The 17648-nt window shown below is 34.6% G+C and carries 13 protein-coding genes; 8 read left to right on the forward strand and 5 right to left on the reverse strand.

The window, feature by feature from the left end; genetic code table 11:
- Positions 1-13: 13 nt before the first annotated feature.
- A complete protein-coding gene (gene hutH, locus AAC069_RS05865; RefSeq protein ID WP_339919544.1) occupies positions 14-1522 on the reverse strand; it encodes a histidine ammonia-lyase in 1509 nt (502 codons plus the stop codon).
- A 683-nt stretch (positions 1523-2205) separates the two neighbouring features.
- Between hutH and thrA the strand changes: the two genes are divergently transcribed.
- The 5 genes from thrA (at position 2206) to AAC069_RS05890 (ending at position 9261) form a co-directional block, all read left to right on the forward strand.
- Positions 2206-4653, forward strand: a complete 2448-nt coding sequence (gene thrA / locus AAC069_RS05870) for a bifunctional aspartate kinase/homoserine dehydrogenase I (protein ID WP_339919545.1) — start codon at positions 2206-2208, stop codon at positions 4651-4653.
- A gap of 88 nt (positions 4654-4741) precedes the next feature.
- Positions 4742-5662, forward strand: coding sequence for a homoserine kinase (locus AAC069_RS05875; RefSeq protein WP_339919546.1), 921 nt, complete (start codon positions 4742-4744; stop codon positions 5660-5662).
- 140 nt (positions 5663-5802) lie between these two features.
- Entirely contained in the window at positions 5803-7092 is a 1290-nt protein-coding gene (gene thrC / locus AAC069_RS05880; protein WP_339919547.1) for a threonine synthase, read from the forward strand.
- Positions 7093-7718: 626 nt separating this feature from the next.
- Positions 7719-8330: a redoxin domain-containing protein gene (locus AAC069_RS05885; protein ID WP_339919548.1), complete on the forward strand. Its 612-nt coding sequence runs from the start codon at positions 7719-7721 to the stop codon at positions 8328-8330.
- Between the two features lie 292 nt (positions 8331-8622).
- Positions 8623-9261: a hypothetical protein gene (locus AAC069_RS05890; protein WP_339919549.1), complete on the forward strand. Its 639-nt coding sequence runs from the start codon at positions 8623-8625 to the stop codon at positions 9259-9261.
- Positions 9262-9603: 342 nt separating this feature from the next.
- Here AAC069_RS05890 and AAC069_RS05895 read toward each other — a convergent pair whose 3' ends face one another.
- Complete coding sequence (locus tag AAC069_RS05895; RefSeq protein ID WP_339919550.1) at positions 9604-11061, reverse strand: transporter substrate-binding domain-containing protein; 1458 nt, start codon at positions 11059-11061, stop codon at positions 9604-9606.
- Positions 11062-11265: 204 nt separating this feature from the next.
- Here AAC069_RS05895 and AAC069_RS05900 point away from each other — a divergent pair, with 204 nt between their 5' ends.
- The gene (locus AAC069_RS05900) at positions 11266-11775 is read left to right on the forward strand and encodes a GNAT family N-acetyltransferase (protein ID WP_339919551.1); all 510 of its coding nucleotides are present in this window, start codon (positions 11266-11268) and stop codon (positions 11773-11775) included.
- Positions 11776-11905: 130 nt separating this feature from the next.
- Here the strand turns inward: AAC069_RS05900 and AAC069_RS05905 are convergent, their stop codons facing one another.
- Positions 11906-12289 (reverse strand): DUF3037 domain-containing protein, encoded by a 384-nt coding sequence (locus AAC069_RS05905; protein WP_339919552.1) that lies wholly within the window; start codon positions 12287-12289, stop codon positions 11906-11908.
- Positions 12267-13061 carry a HipA family kinase gene (locus tag AAC069_RS05910; protein WP_339919553.1) on the reverse strand — a complete coding sequence of 265 codons (795 nt, stop codon included), beginning with the start codon at positions 13059-13061 and terminating at the stop codon, positions 12267-12269. The genes AAC069_RS05905 and AAC069_RS05910 overlap by 23 nt, the downstream gene beginning before the upstream one ends.
- Positions 13062-13229: 168 nt before the next feature.
- Between AAC069_RS05910 and AAC069_RS05915 the strand changes: the two genes are divergently transcribed.
- Entirely contained in the window at positions 13230-14576 is a 1347-nt protein-coding gene (locus AAC069_RS05915) for a TlpA disulfide reductase family protein (protein WP_339919554.1), read from the forward strand.
- A gap of 29 nt (positions 14577-14605) precedes the next feature.
- Here the strand turns inward: AAC069_RS05915 and AAC069_RS05920 are convergent, their stop codons facing one another.
- The gene (locus AAC069_RS05920; protein WP_339919555.1) at positions 14606-15451 is read right to left on the reverse strand and encodes an NAD(P)H-hydrate dehydratase; all 846 of its coding nucleotides are present in this window, start codon (positions 15449-15451) and stop codon (positions 14606-14608) included.
- Between the two features lie 172 nt (positions 15452-15623).
- On the opposite strand from AAC069_RS05920, the gene AAC069_RS05925 reads away from it, so the two are divergent.
- A complete protein-coding gene (locus AAC069_RS05925) occupies positions 15624-17150 on the forward strand; it encodes a carboxypeptidase (RefSeq protein WP_339919556.1) in 1527 nt (508 codons plus the stop codon).
- The last annotated feature ends 498 nt before the right edge of the window (positions 17151-17648 follow it).

The following is a 17648-nucleotide window of genomic DNA, read 5'->3' on the forward strand; positions in this document are numbered from 1 at the left end:
TTGGATTGACTAATTAGTCTAACAATTCATCTTCAATTTGAAAACTATTCAAAAAAGAAACGGTTTTCTCTATGTCATAATGTAAAATACGATCTTCTTTTACAAACGGAACTTCTTCTCTATACGAGCTCAAAAACATTTCGATAAACTCACTTGACTGAAGCGGTCTTCTAAATTCAATTGCCTGAGAAGCATTCATCAATTCGATTGCCAAGATACGTTCTAGATTATCCATAACACGCAACGCTTTTGTAGCACCATTAGCCCCCATACTCACATGATCTTCTTGCCCATTACTGGAAACAATACTATCCACGCTAGAAGGTGTCGCTAATTGCTTATTCTGGCTAGCAATACTCGCAGCTGTATATTGCGGAATCATAAAACCAGAATTCAAACCTGGATTATCCACTAAAAAAGCAGGAAGGTTACGCAATCCCGAAATCAATTGATAAGTTCTTCTTTCAGAAATACTACCTAGTTCCGCTAAAGCGATGGCTATAAAGTCTAATGCCAATGCCAATGGTTGTCCGTGAAAATTACCTCCTGAGATGATTTGGTCACTTTCGATAAATATATTTGGATTATCTGTAACCGAATTAATTTCCGTTTTAAAGACTTTCTTAACGTAGTCAATAGCATCTTTTGAAGCTCCATGAACTTGCGGGATGCAACGGAATGAATATGGATCTTGTACATGTACTTTCTCCTGTTCGATAATTTGACTTCCTTCTAGAAACTCTTTTACTCGGCTAGCAGTTGTAATTTGTCCTTTGTGCGGACGTATAAAATGGATCAACTCATTAAATGGCTCGATTCTTCCATCAAATCCTTCTAAAGATATTGTACCAATCAAATCTGCTAAATAGGAAAATTTATTGGCTTTCATTAAAATATGAGCACCATAAGCACTCATAAATTGCGTTCCATTTAGTAAAGCCAATCCTTCTTTGGACTGCAATACGATAGGTTCCCAATTAAAGTGCTCCATTATAACACTTGAATGGACTTTTTTACCTTCAAAATACACTTCTCCTTCGCCCAATAATGGTAAAGACAAATGTGCTAAAGGAGCTAAATCACCAGATGCACCAAGAGAACCTTGTGTATAAATAATAGGTAAGATATCATTGTTGTAAAAAGCAATCAAGCGATCCACTGTTTGTAATTGTATTCCTGAATGTCCGTAGCTCAAAGACTGAATTTTCAGCAACAACATTAGTTTTACTATTTCATTTGGAACTTCTTCTCCAGTTCCACAAGCATGTGATTTTACAAGGTTTTCCTGAAGCTTTGACAAATTTTCATTGGAAATCTTTACATTACAAAGCGATCCAAAACCTGTATTTATTCCGTAGATAGGTTCAGAATGAGTGGCCATTTTTTTATCTAAAAAATCCCTGCATTTCTGAATGTTGATTTTAGCCTCATCAGACAGTTCTAATAACATCTGATTTGCAATAATTTCGTTTACGGTCTCTAAGGAAAGTAGTGCGGTACTTATATAATGTGTATTGTCCATTTAATCTTAAATTTTAAAAGCCAAAATTGGAGAAATCAATATTAAAAAGCAACATATATTAGCAATAATTTAAAACTTAGATAAAAAAGTATCACTTTACTAAACTTGACGCAATTTACCACAGAATAATCCTGCTTTACAAAGAGACTGTTTCTATTACTGCGGCGTAGTTAATAATAAGATTACTACCACTGTTTTTAAAAGCCGACTCACCTCCTGAAAAATCCAAAGTAGTACTCACACCCCATAAAAGACAAGAAATTAGCTATTGAAATTAAAAAAAGGAGCTCAAATACACCTAATTATATCATCTCGCGTCCAAATTAAATAACAATAGCCTCCACAATCCGCTCATAAAATAAGAAATATTCAACAGAAGCTGATTTCTCTCCTTTTTATTAAAATATTCGCAAAAAACTATATAAAGGAGGTTGCTTTTTATAAAAAGCTGTATTTTTGGAAAATAATAATGACAAATAACAGAACAACATATCAATCTTCGATAACAACTCAAATTTGGGTTGCAACTTCTGTTACTTCTACATTTACAGCTACAACAACTACTACCCCTTAGGGGTATACATTTTACATATAATCCTATTTTATATTTTTCTTTTTTTTAAGAAGGAAAGATTTTAGGTGGGTAAATAGCATTGCCATTTTTCTAAAATAAAACAAACACAATGAAAGTATTAAAATTTGGCGGAACTTCGGTAGCCAATGCACAAAATATAAAACTAGTCCTTGAGATAGTTCAAAACCAAGCAAAACAAGACCAATTAATCGTAGTCGTATCTGCCCTTAGTAAAGTAACTGATCTACTTCAGTTAGCTTCATTAAGAGCCGCTTCTAATGATGAAAGCTACAAGGAAATTGTAGCTGATATTGAGAAAAAACATTTAGATGCAGTAAAAGAATTGATTCCTGTAAGCGAGCAAAGTAGCTTACTAAGTCATATCAAACGCATCATCAATCATCTGGAAACTTTATTAGACGGTTGTTTCCTTCTAGGAGAATTATCGAATAGAACTGCTGACACTGTTTTAAGTTTTGGAGAATTACTTTCTTCGTACATCATTGCTGAAGCACTTAAACAAGGTCTTAAAAGCAGTAGTTATAAAGATAGCCGTGAGTTAATTAAAACCAACAATAATTTCGGAAAAGCTGCCGTAAATTTCAAAGTAACAAATGAATTAATTACTGATTTTTTTGCCTCGAATGAAAGTCAGGTGGTTGTAATCCCCGGTTTTATCTCGTCATCCATTGATGGAATCAACACTACTTTAGGACGCGGTGGGTCAGACTATACTGCTGCAATAATGGCTGGAGCATTAGACGCCTCAGATTTAGAAATCTGGACTGACGTAAACGGAATGTATACTGCTAACCCAAGAATCGTAAAACAAGCCCAACCTATTGCTTCTATATCATATCAGGAAGCAATGGAATTGTCTCATTTTGGAGCTAAAGTTTTGTTTCCACCCACTATTCAACCTGTTCTAAGAAAAAACATTCCTATTCATATCAAGAATACTTTCGAACCAAAAGCGGAAGGAACTTATATCTCAAACCAATCTATTTCTAATGGTCAGCCTGTAAAAGGAATCAGCCATATCGAAAATATCACATTGATTACGCTTGAAGGTCCAGGAATGATTGGAGTATCTGGTTCTTCAAAAAGTCTTTTTGAAGTATTGTCACTAGAAGAAATCAATGTTATCTTTATTACTCAAGCTTCTTCCGAACACTCCATCTGTATCGGAATCCTCAATGAAGATGCTGAAGCTGCTGAACTTGCAATCAACAAGGCCTTTGAAATTGAAATTTTACAGCACAAAGTAGATCCTTGCATTGTAGAAAAAAATCTATGCATCATTGCATTAGTTGGTGAAAATATGAAAAACCATCAAGGATTAAGTGGTAAAATGTTTAGTACTTTAGGAAAAAATAATGTCAATATTCGTGCGATTGCACAAGGTGCTTCTGAAAGAAACATATCAGCGGTAATCAATCAAAGAGATGTAAAAAAAGCATTGAATACACTTCATGAGCGTTTCTTTGAAGACAATACAAAACAGTTAAACTTATTTGTTATGGGTGTTGGTAATGTAGGTGAGAAATTCATCGATCAGATTAACCAACAAAAGAAGTTCCTAAAAGAAAACTTAAAAATAAATCTTCGCGTTATCGCTTTGTCTAATTCCCGAAAAATGATTTTTGACGAAGATGGAATTGACTTAAAAGCATGGCAGCCTCTTATCGAAAAAGGAGATGCTGCGGACCAACAATTGTTTATTAATAAAGTAAAAGAACTGAATTTACGTAATAGTATTTTTGTGGATATCACGGCAAACGAAGGTGTTTCTAAAACATACGAACACTTCCTAAGACAAAGTGTGGCCGTTGTAACTTGTAATAAAATTGCCTGTTCTTCTGCTTTTGAAAACTATAAAAATCTTAAAAGTTTATCACGAAGGTACAATGCGCCTTTCTTGTTTGAAACAAATGTTGGAGCAGGATTACCTATCATTGACACCGTTAAAAATCTAGTCGCATCAGGAGACAAGGTCAACAAAATTCAAGCTGTTTTATCTGGTAGTTTAAACTTTATCTTTAATAATTTTGATAAAAAAAACGCTTTCAATGAAGTGGTAAAAGAAGCTGGTGTTCAAGGATTTACAGAGCCTGACCCAAAGATAGATTTGAGCGGAATTGATGTCGCCAGAAAGATCCTAATTTTGATTCGCGAGAGTGGTTACGAAATGGAAATTGAAGAAATTGAAAATGAATCTTTCCTGCCTGCTGCTTGTATGGAAACTACAAATAATGAAGATTTCTTTAAATCCCTTGTAGAACATGCTAGTCATTTTGAAGGGATTTTGGCGGAAGCCAATGAAAAAGAAAGCCGCTTAAAATTTGTCGCTCAATTTGAAAATGGTAAGGCAAGCGTAGGTTTACAATTCATTCCAAAAGACCATCCTTTTTACAACTTAGAAGGAAAAGACAACATTGTATTATTCTATACAGATCGTTATGTTGACCAACCTTTATTGATAAAAGGAGCCGGTGCCGGAGCTGCAGTTACTGCTTCAGGAATTTTTGCCGATGTGATTAGAATAGGGAATGTGTAAAAAAAGTAGTTTAAAGTTTTTTTAGTTTAAAGTTTCAAGTTGCTCGCAAACCTGAAACTTTAAACTTTAAACCTCAAACAAAAAATATATGAATGAAATAAAAATATTTTGCCCAGCGACAATTGCTAATCTATCCTGTGGATTTGATGTGCTCGGTCTTTGCTTGGACAATGTAGGGGACGAAATGATTATTAGAAAATCAGATCAAAAAGGAATTCGCATCACTAAAATTGTGGGTGCCGATTTACCTTTGGAAACGGAAAAAAACGTAGCTGGAGTTGCGGCTTTGGCGATGTTAGAAGCGTTAAATTCAGATGCTGGTTTTGATATCGAAATCTATAAAAACATCAAAGCCGGAAGCGGAATCGGGAGTAGTGCCGCCAGTGCCGCCGGAGCCGTTTATGGAATCAATGTTTTGTTAGGAAATCCATTTGCCATAAAAGATTTAGTGCAGTTTGCGATGCAAGGTGAAAAGTTAGCTTGCGGAAACGCTCATGCCGATAATGTCGCTCCTGCCCTTTTGGGTGGATTTACGTTGGTGAGAAGCTACAGCCCTTTAGATATTATAAAAATAGAAAGTCCTTCAGAATTATATGCGACGGTGGTTCATCCTCAGATTGAACTAAAAACATCCGATGCTCGTTCCGTATTAAAGCAAACGGTTTCCCTAAAAAGCGCGATCATGCAATGGGGAAATGTGGGCGGACTAATTGCAGGTTTATATACAAAGGATTATGACTTAATAGGTCGCTCGCTACATGACGAAATCGTGGAGCCGTTGCGTTCTGTACTAATTCCTGGTTTTGACTTAATCAAACAAACCGCATTAGAAAACGGTGCTTTAGGTTCTGGAATATCGGGTTCTGGACCTTCTATTTTTGCTTTAAGCAAAGGAAGAGAAACCGCCGATAAAATTGCCAAAGCTATGAGCGCAGTCTATGACGAAATGAAGTTGCCATATGAGATTCACGTTTCAAAAGTGAATCCTGATGGCGTTCGAATATTATAATAGCCCCCTAACCCCCGAAGGGGGAATAAAAGAATAAAGTTAGAGATTTCAAAAATCTACAAAAAAACACAAGCTACATCCACATTGTCTCCCTTCCTTTCGGGGAGGGCTGGGGTGGGGATACAAAAATAAAAGTTACAATGAAATACTACAGTTTAAACCATAACGCCCCAAAAGTCTCTTTTCAGGAAGCAGTAATACAAGGATTAGCCTCTGATAAAGGATTGTATTTTCCAGAAAATATAACGCCACTGCCTCAGGCCTTTTTCGATACTATCGAAAATTTGAGCAACGAAGAAATCGCTTTTCAAGCCATCAATCAATTCGTAGGAGATGAAATTCCCGCTGATGTACTGAAAGAAATCATCGCTGACACTCTGTGCTTTAACTTTCCCGTTGTCGAAGTGCAAAAAGGGATTTACTCCCTTGAATTATTCCATGGCCCTACAATGGCGTTTAAGGACGTAGGAGCGCGTTTTATGTCGCGTTGTTTGGCCTACTTCAATAAAGACAAAAAAGACAGTAAGAACACCGTGCTTGTGGCAACCTCCGGAGATACCGGCGGTGCAGTTGCGAGCGGATTCCTAGGCGTTGCCGGCGTCGAAGTGATCATTCTCTATCCTTCTGGAAAAGTGAGCGACATTCAGGAAAAACAATTGACAACTTTAGGTCAAAATATTAAAGCGCTCGAAGTAGATGGTGTTTTTGATGATTGTCAGGACATGGTCAAAAAAGCTTTCTTAGATGATAGTTTAAAGCATCACAATCTGACTTCGGCAAATTCGATTAATATTGCACGTTGGTTGCCACAAATGTTTTACTTTTTCTTTGCGTACAAAGAATTGAAGAAGCAAAACAAGGAACTGGTATTTTCTTGCCCGAGTGGGAATTTTGGGAATATCTGCGCCGGAATCATGGCTAAAAAACTGGGGCTACCCCTACTTCATTTTGTGGCTTCCACGAATGTAAATGATACAGTTCCAAGATTTTTAGCAAGTGGATTTTACGATCCAAAACCATCCAAAGCAACGATTTCGAATGCTATGGATGTGGGGAATCCAAGTAATTTCATTCGAATTCAGGAAATGTACCACAACGATTTAGCGCAATTCAAGAAAGACTTCTCTTCTTATACTTTTACAGATGAAGAAACAACTGAAGCGATGAAAACTATTTATAACACTAACGGCTATATCGCTGAACCGCATGGTGCCGTGGGCTATTTAGGATTGAAAAAAGAATTGCATAACTATCCAAATGCTATTGGTATTTTCCTAGAAACTGCACATCCTATTAAATTTCTGGACGTTGTGGAACCAGCTTTAAACGTAAAATTACCGATTCCTGCACAAATAGAAAGTGTGATGGGTAAAGAAAAAGTAAGCACTAAAATTAAAACATACGAAGAGTTGAAAACGTTTTTAGGATAAACTTTCAAAATCAAATATAACAACCGACTGAGAAGTGATTTTCAGTCGGTTTTTTCTATGGAACTAATTCTCCATTCCTTATTAATTAGTTTTCTGTAAGTAAAATCACTAGTTTTGATTTAACCATCAGAAAAATAGGGATAAGATAAATAGCCCTTTAATTTTGCATCTCTATTCGATTTTGTAGTGCTAGCATGAACTAATTGCTTCTACTTTTAAAAAAGATATTATTACTAGTAAGGCTGTTATTTGGAATGCTATCTTGTTCGTCAAAACGAGAAGAACAGAGGGCTTTTAGTGTTATAAAAGTTTTGGGAGCAGAATTATACGAACATCATTCTTTAGATTCCAAACGCATCAAAAAACTAAAGTGAAAGAATTTTATAACTTATCTAATTTTTAAAAACAGAACAATCAAAAGAAGAAGGCAACACAAGGTTAACATAATCGATATTTATTACTAAATCAAAGGTCATTGCCACTATTCTTTTACTAACCTTTATCTATACAACAAAACAACACCTATGAAAAACATTCAATGAATCATTTTAATTATCACATTATTTTGTGCAAATACGATTCAGAGTCAGGAAGAAGCTATCGGCGTAAACTGGTCAAAGACTTTTGTGGAAAAGGATTTTAATAATACCAAGCTCTATAATAAAAAAACAGGAATCGAAATCTCAAAGGAAGAGTTTGGAATGCTCGTTCAAGAAAATCCGAATTTGTCTTTGGAGAAGGAGGTCGATGAAGCCGGAAATGTTATTAAGTACTTGTATGATCCTAATAATCTAAATAGTTATGAAAAACCAGCACTCAACGCTCCAACATCTGCTAAAGGTAACTTTCCAAATTTCAAGCTAACAACAATTGACGGAACGCAAATAGAACTTTCTAAACTAAATGGAAAAATTGTTATCCTGAGATTTGAACTTTTTGCTACCGATTTCCATTTTAAAAAACAAGAAATTCAGGAACTTGACGAAAAAATCAATGCACTTGAAAATAAAAATGTCATTAAAGCTATTGTCATCTTTCAATGCCCTGAAAGTGATGTGAGAAAAGGTTTTGACCTCGAGAATTCGAATTTTGAATTAGTCGCCAATGGACTAAATTATATTGAAAAATATGGCATATCACGTTTCCCATCAACAGTACTAATTGACCAAGATGGAAAACTCATTGAGAAATATTTTTATTCAGAAGATATTACTTTAAAAGAACATATTAAAAAATAGTCCTTCAGTCTCGTGTCTTGAAATAAATTTTCTGATTTACACTTAATCTAGTAAGTGCTCATATTGTTCATACAACATTTATTTGTCTAAAAATAGATTTAACAAGTAAGCCCTATTATTGTAAACCAACTATAACGTTTTTATAGTCTCCAAAATTCTTGGTTTTAACAGGTTTTAACATTCTATTTTGTAAGATTTAACATTAAATAACTTGTACTCTTTCCACTATAAGGGATGTCGTCTATCTTATTATGCCTAATTTTACAACAAACTTTAAAAAAAGGATAATACAATGAAAAACTTAAAACTGATTGCTCTGGCAATGATTCTGATTACTGCCGTTAGCTGTAAAGACTCTAAAAAAAGTACTCAAGAAAGCACTACAGAAACTCAGACTACAGAAGCAACGTACAGTGTAGTAAATGATTCTACCAAAGTGAGTTTTACGGCTTATAAAACAACAGACAAAGCAGCTGTTAGTGGTGCATTTAAAGAAATAACATTAACGAATTCAGGACAAGGAGAAACAGCATTAGAAGCTTTGAACGGTACTAAATTTAGTATTCCAGTAAGTAGTTTATTTACTAACGACGCTACGGGAACTAGAGATCCTAAGATTTTAAAATTCTTTTTTGGAGTAATGAAAAATACGGAACTTATTTCTGGTGAGTTTAAAGTTGCTGCAGATAATACGTGCTCTATAGACGTGCTCTTAAACGGAAAAACAGCAAACATTCCTTTAGAAGTTACTAAAGATAGCGATACTAGCCTTTCTTTTGACGGAGTCATGAATTTAGAGAACTGGGATGGACTAGCCGCAGTAGCATCTATCAACAAAGCTTGTGAAGCATTGCATACAGGAGCTGATGGAGTAAGTAAAACATGGAGCGAAGTCGCAGTTCATGCTGATGTTTTATTGAACAAAAACTAAAAAACATATTGGTTCAGCTAAACTGAATCCTTTCGTACTGATAGCAAATATCTTTTTTTTCTAAAACTATCATGCGTAGATAAAAGCTACTGACTTTATGAGTCAGTAGCTTTTTTTTTTATGAAAGTAATTATCGATTTCCTTCTTGTTTACATTAGTATTCCGCACGTTAAATCGCTATTTATCATCAATCGAATAACAGGACAAACATAGTCTTATAAACTTCTTCTAGAAAAAAACAGACAATAGAATAACTACACTTAGTCCTTGAAGTATTTAAAAATTAAAAGTTTCAATTCTTCCACTTTTAGCGGCTTTGAAATATAATCATTGCAATTTGCATCAATTGCTTTTTCCATATCTCCAACTAGGGCGTATGCGGTTTGTGCAATTATAAATACCGTTCATAGGTGTCCGTATTTCGTGACTCATATTAGCAAGAAAAGCTGATTTTAAACGATCTGACTCTTCTGCCTTTTCTTTGGCAATATTAAGGTCTATCTCTAATTGTTTCCTTTCGCTAATATCAAATTCTATTCCATCCCAGCAAACCAATCCACCAATGATTCTAGGCTTTGCTATAGAATAAGCCCATCTAATACTTCCGTCTGGATTTATTACTCGGACTTCTACGACATAATTAGACATATTGTGTATTGCCTTTAATTCTGCGACTCTCATGATTTCTATGTCATCAGGATGAATCCTTCTGTATATTAAGCTAGCATCCTCAATTACTTCAGCTGCCGTGCATCCATAAAGTTTAACAACGCCATCACTCACATAATTAAATTTTCTTCTGTTATCATCGAGTGTAACTATCTGGTAAATCATACCGTTTACTAGATTATCCGCAATTAATTTTAATTGGTTTTCGCTTTCTCCGGCTTTTTCTTTTGCTTTAAAGAGCTCTTCAGTTCTTACTTTTACCCTTTGTCTTAGTAATAATACAAAAACTAATGAAAGAATTAAAACTATAAAAACGACAAGAACAAACCACTTTATAGAACTAGGGATTAACAATTTAGCATCCTTGTCTAACCAGCGAAATAATGATTTATAATATTTAGAACTAGCATCATTTTTTAATTCTGATATATTTCTATCGAATAATTCAACCATTGCAGCATTTTTATTTTTTGCAAATGCAAAATGCAATCCCGATGGTCTAATTACGATTCCTGTTGGTTTTATTTTACTATCGAATAAGTCTGAAAAAGTGAAAAACCGATCCGCTATAATTACATCAATTTCATTACTTTTAAGTGCTGTGACAGAGCTTGTATAACTATCGTAAGTATACAGTTTATATGTAAGATCAAACTCTTTAGATACAAAGTCTGTCATGTATTTCTCTTGAATGGATCCATTTAACACACCTACTCTCAAGTTTTGTAAATCCAATATTGAATGCAAATTCAATTCTTTCCTTGAAAACAGTTCTAACCAAGAAGTGAGCACTGGCAATTTACTTAAGGTAAAAATAGAATCTCGCTCTGCTGAAAACACTACATCTGGTAATACGTCAATTTTACCTGTTTGCAACTTTTTATAAAGATTGTCCCAAGTGTTAAACTCGTATTCAAATTTCAAGTTTTCCCTTTCCCCAATTTCTTTAATAATATCAATAAAAAAACCATCGGGTTGTCCGTTTTTATTCAGAAATATTTTTGGAGGATTATCATACACTCCTACTTTGATAACTTTACCGCTATTATCTTGTGAAAAAATAGTTCCAGAAACTCCAGAACAAATTAGAATCAAGAGAAAAGTATAATAACTATAGGTGTAATTTTTCATCTCTATCTATTCAATAATTTGACAAACACGAATATATAAATTTTATCTGAATAAATACATTCGCAAATTTCCAGTTACAGAAAAGAATTAAGTCATCTCATGCTATGGATTTCAACCTAATTAACACTGTATAAGAACTCCTATAAAATCTCATTTTATTCCCTTTTTATTTATATTTGCAACCACAATTTACCATATCTCGCCATGATTACAATAGCAACACTAGAAGACGTTTCGGAATTAAATAAATTAATCAACTCTGGGTATCGCGGGGAATTTTCTAAAAAAGGATGGACTACAGAAGCCAACATACTAGAAGGCAGCCGAACGAACGAAGCCGAACTGAAAGAAATCATTGGTACCAATGAAAATAAGTTGCTAAAATTCACAGAAGACAACCAGATTATTGGTTGTGTTTTGTTAGTCGAAAAAGAACAACAATTGTATTTAGGCATGTTAACGGTATCACCTATGTTGCAAAATAGTGGCATTGGAAAAAAATTATTACAACAGGCCGAAGTTCATGCTCAGGCATTAGGTTTACCTAAAATTGTAATGACAGTTATCTCGATGAGAACGGAGCTAATTGACTGGTATAAACGCCACGGTTATATTGATACCGGTAATCGCGAACCTTTTCCAGTAAGCGACATTCATATTTCAATCGTAGAGCAGCCTCTGGAGTTTATTGTGCTAGAAAAAAAGATAGGGTAATCATTACATGAAGAAGTAGTGAATCTAAACGAAGTAGCATCAAATTCTCTTTCACTATAGAATTAAGCGAAGTTGGGTTTTTAGTAACTACTCCCTTTCTATGCTTATATTATAAGTCTATCAATATAATTTACAATACCATATCTTCAAACAACCTTTGAATTGTTTTTTCTAAATCATCACAAAGTCCCGGATGGGGTCGCGATGTTTGAATTGCCGAGCTACGCAAAGCCGTTAACCAACGAAAACGCGATGGAATATCAAATTGCGCAATGGGTCCGCCCTGCATGGTTCCGTGCGCTATTTTCTGGAAGGACTCTAGGTTTAACTCCAGTTGTTCCAAATCTAAATCACCAGAAAACAGTTCCATCTTTGCCACATTAACAGTATAAAGCATCTTTATGAACTTCGCTTTTTTGCAAAAAACAATAATCCCCACATTGAGGAACTCTTCACGCTCTACCCTAGGTACAACGCGGATTACCGAGTACTCATATAAGTGTTTCTCTTGCATTTTGGGCTTCTTTAATGAAAATTTGAGAATGGTTCAGGCGCATTGATAAAAACTGAAAATAAACGTCACGTACTGCTTCGGGGCTTTCGTCCGTATCTTGCCAGTCCAGCCATTCCAAAGGAATAAGATCTACTATCGATTGCAAGGTTTCTGGTGTTAAAATGGTTTTAAATAAAGCATCCGCTTCTTGTAACATTGAAGCTTGCGGCAACAATACATGGTCTTTAATAAGCGTAAAAGGGCTTTGCGCATGTTTCTCCCAATTAGTCCAAGAGTGATGAAAGTAAAAACTTGCGCCATGATCAATAAGCCATAACTCTTTGTGCCAGATCAGCATATTGGTATTCCTGAAGGTTCGATCGACATTAGTGATAAAAGCATCTAGCCAAACAATTTGCGACGCCAGTTTAGCATCTACTACTGTGACCACAGGATCAAAATTGATAGCTCCCGAAAGAAAATGTAAGGCTAAATTGAGTCCTTGACTACCTTGCAATAAATCCTGGATTTCCTCATCGGCTTCCGTACGACCAAAGGCTTCGTCGAGATTTGCATATACTAACTCCGGAATCTGTAACTTTAAAACACGCGCAATCTCCCCTCCTATCAATTCGGCGATTAAGGCTTTCACCCCATGACCAGCTCCCTTGAATTTTAAAACATATTTAAAATCATCGTCGGCTTCCGCCAAAGCAGGCAAGGAACCACCTTCTCGCAAAGGCGTAATGTATCGGGTAACATTTACAGTTCTAAGATTAAAGTCTCTTTTCATATTCGGAATTTACTGAGATACAAACTTACAAATTAGTTCCCTCGATTGTACTGGAATAGCTAATTTAATGATAAACATAAAAAGAAGCTTATTAGTAATGACAACCAAATTAAACTAATTTTATTATAAGAAATAAGCTATATTTGAATGACCTTAAAAACACAACTAATGAAAAAAAGTATCTTCCTCTTACTAATTTTAGCTTTTGCATCCTTTACAACATCGAATGAGTTAATAACCATTTCAGGAAAAGTTATAAATACAGAGAACGGAATAATCAGTATAAAAGGAGAATCTTTCGACAAAGAAATCAAGTTAAATACTGACGGGACTTTTTCAGAAAACATAACAATTGCCTACGACGGGATTTATAATCTTGAAACTGGTAAAAACACTATACCACTTTATTTATCAAAAGGAACGAAATTAAATCTTACCGCTAACGATAAGGCTTTTAATACAACCCTAAAATATACCGGAACAGGAAGTGTAGAGAATCAATATGTTGTCCAAAAATCAATTATAACTTCTCAAGTTTCAGATGAAGAATTGTATAAACTAGATGAACCAGAGTTCTTGAAAAAAGTCAATGAAATTAAAAAATCAATTAGTATTTTATACAAAAAGACAAAGTTTTCTGATAGCTATTTCCAAGAAATGGAAGCTAAAAATATTCATTATCTAGAGCAGAAACACTTATGGGTTTATAAAAATTTATATTTTTTATACGGTCGAGCAGCTGGATTTAAAGTTTCTGAAAAGTTCCCAAATATCGATAATACAATTGATTTAGACGATAATTCTACTTTCTTGTTTTCCAATGAGTATAAGGAATTGGTGATACAACAATTTCATGATAACATAAAATATGATGATACAAATTCTTTTTTTGTAGCTCAAATTCAGAAAATCAAATCTCTTAAAAGTCAAAGTATAAAAAATCGAATAATTAAAATTAATGCTCCTAATATTAACACTGAATATTCAAACTACAACCAAATCTACAATGGATACATTTCCAATACAAATGATCCTAAATTAAAAGAAAGTCTTTCTACTATTTATAATAATATAAAAGCGGTAGAACCGGGTAAACCGTCTCCTAAGTTCGATTATGAAAATCAAAAAGGCGGAAAAACGTCTTTAGAAAGTCTTAAGGGAAAATATGTTTATATTGATGTTTGGGCGACATGGTGTGGCCCTTGCCTTCAGGAAGTACCAGCCCTGCAAAAAGTGGAAGAACAATACCATGGTAAAAATATTGAGTTTGTCAGCATTTCAGTTGACAATATTAAAGACCGTGAAAAATGGAGTAACCTTGTAGACACAAAACACCTAGGAGGAATTCAATTATTGGCAGATAAGGACTTACGTTCTGATTTTATTTTAAAATGTGGTATTTTAGCTATTCCACGATTTATTCTTATTGATCGAAATGGCAATATCGTAAATTTCGATGCGCCAAAACCATCTGAAAATAAACTGATTGAATTGTTTAACGAATTGAAAATATAAGATTTACTAAAGCCCTTTTATAAGGGCTTTTATTTTGTAATACTCAAAAATGATTTCCCTAAATATTTAATTATATCCGAAGCGATGAAGGTCTGCGTACCGGTTTCAGACAAAGCGATATCAGCCGTAAGTCCATGAAGATAAACACCCAGCATTGCAGCATCCAACGGTGTATAAGATTGAGCCAATAAACCTGTAATAATTCCAGTTAAAACATCACCACTTCCTGCAGTAGCCAAAGCAGCATTTCCAGTTGTGTTTTGGTAAACCGTATCCCCGTCTATAATAGATGTTGGAGCGCCTTTCATTACAATAACAACATTGTAATGTTTTGAAAAAGCAATCGTTTTACTAAATTTCTCTTCCTCTGAATTCCATTTTCCTATTAAACGTTCCAGTTCTTTGGGATGTGGTGTTAATATTGTTTTAGGTTGCAACAGTGCCAACCATTCTTTATTTATCGACAAAATATTCAACGCATCAGCATCTATAACTAACGGAACTGAATTGCTTTTTAGAAAATCGAGAACTGCTTTCTGAGTTTCAGTTTCTTGCCCTAAACCCGGACCAATAGCAATTGATTGTGGTTTGATATCGAATGTAATAATCGAAATAAACTTTTCCTGTACATCAGTAAGCGTCATGACTTCTGGATTTGAGATTTGAAGGATTTCGTAACCACATTTTGGCACAAATGCAGTTACGAGTCCACAACCTGATTTCAAGCAAGCCTTAGAAGCTAATACTGCGGCTCCCATTTTTCCATAGCTTCCAGCTATAATTAAAGCATGACCTTGTGTTCCTTTGTGCGCTTTGGAATCAATAGGCTTATAGCGTTTTAAAATTTCACTTTTAGTGATAAAAATAGTATTCATCGTAAAATATATTTCTTTAAAATTACAAATTATAAACGGAAATTTAGATTTAAAACAAAGGTAAATCTAGTTGTTTTGTAAATGTAGTATTACGAAAATAACCATGTTCCTTTTGTCATTTCTCTTAAAAAGAATACTTTAGTAACTTGTAATCATAATTAAAAATAAACCCATGAAAAAAACATTATTTTTATTACTACTAACTGTCTTTATCCCGCAGCTCCAAGCACAGGAATCAGGTTCAAAAGCAAAAGAAGCTACTAAGGAAAGTATATCAGCTTCCAATCTCGTTTTTAATCCTGATCAAAATACAGTTACTACTCATATTACAACCATCAAAGGACAAAAAGTTCCTTATAAAGCCACTACGGGAACAATGCCTGTTTGGGACGAGGATGGAAAAGCAATTGCCGGATTATTTTATACTTATTACGAACGCACCGATGTAAAAGATCGTGCTTCTCGTCCACTTGTGATTTCGTTTAATGGTGGTCCAGGCTCCGCCTCCGTATGGATGCATATTGCCTATACTGGACCTAAATTATTAAATATTGATGATGAAGGCTATCCTGTACAACCGTACGGAATTAAAGAAAACCCTTATTCTATTCTAGATGTGGCCGATATTGTCTTTGTAAATCCAGTAAACACAGCTTATTCTCGAGCTACAAGCAAAGACATTCCTAAAGAAAAATTCTTTGGTGTCAATGCGGACATCAAATACCTAGCAAATTGGATTGGCGGATTTGTCACTCGATCTGATCGTTGGGCTTCGCCAAAATACCTTATTGGAGAAAGTTATGGAACGACACGTGTTTCTGGACTTGCACTAGAATTACAAAACAGTCAGTGGATGTATTTAAACGGTGTAATATTAGTATCACCAACTACTCTAGGTATTGATCGTGGCGTAGTTGCAGACGCGGCTTTGAAACTACCTTATTTTGCAGCTACGGCTTGGTTTCATAAAAAACTTCCTGCCGATTTACAGGCCAAAGATCTGACTGCAATGTTACCCGAAGTCGAGGATTTCACCCTAAACGAACTACTACCAGCCATAAGCAAAGGAAGTTCACTAGACGAGCAAAAAAAGAAAGAAATAGCGAGTAAAATAGCACGCTACTCAGGTATATCAGAAAAAGTGGTTTTACAAAATAACCTTGACGTACCTTTTAATTATTTCTGGAAAGAATTATTGCGTGATGAAGGATTTACCATAGGAAGACTCGATTCTCGCTACAAAGGAATTGACCGCAAAGATGCTGGAGATGGTCCTAACTTTAATGCGGAGTTGACTTCATGGTTGCACTCCTTTACACCGTCGATCAATATGTACATTCGCAATGAATTAAATTATAAAACCGATTTTAAATACAATATGTTTGGTCCCGTACGTCCTTGGGATAACTCTAATGATGCAACAGCCGAAAATTTACGCCAAGCCATGGCACAGAACCCGTATTTAAACTTGATGGTACAATCAGGTTATTATGATGGGGCTTGCGATTATTTTAATGCCAAATATAATTTATGGCAAATGGATCCTAGCGGAAAACTAAAAGACCGCATGTCTTGGAAAGGATACCGTAGTGGACATATGATGTACTTGAGAAAACAAGATTTAGAAACTGCAAATGAAGACATTAGAACTTTTATAAAAAACTCTTTGCCTAAAGCTGGCGAACCAGCCAAATATTAAAACAAGTTTAGTTTACTTTAAGTTAACCAACTTTAAAAAGACAAATCGGAATCGTATTTTGGTTTGTCTTTTTTTTTGGATAAATCTAACTTGTTTTACGCCGTTGTGAGTAACTCCAATTTTGTTGTTGTTTTCACCACATAGAAACATAGATTTTAAAAGTCGTTTCACTTTATTATAGAAAACAATAGCTTTGTGAACCCATGAATTGGGCTATCCAACTATGTTTCGATATAGCTAAATTTTGTGTTTAATAAATTATTTGATTTTATAGTAATCACAACCAATTTTAAGTGCTAATTTAATATGGGGCAACTTAACAATACAAATGCCCTAGCCCAGATTGAAATGGAAATCCTTTTTATTTTTTCTTTAAAAATAAAAAGATTACAATGGAAAGCTGGAAAATAGCTCCTAAATACTATTGAATTTACATATTTGATGCCTTAAATATGATAATTTTTCAATAAATTAGCCACTTCAAATTTTATATACATA

This window comes from uncultured Flavobacterium sp. (genome assembly GCF_963974175.1).
In the GTDB taxonomy this organism is placed as follows: domain Bacteria; phylum Bacteroidota; class Bacteroidia; order Flavobacteriales; family Flavobacteriaceae; genus Flavobacterium.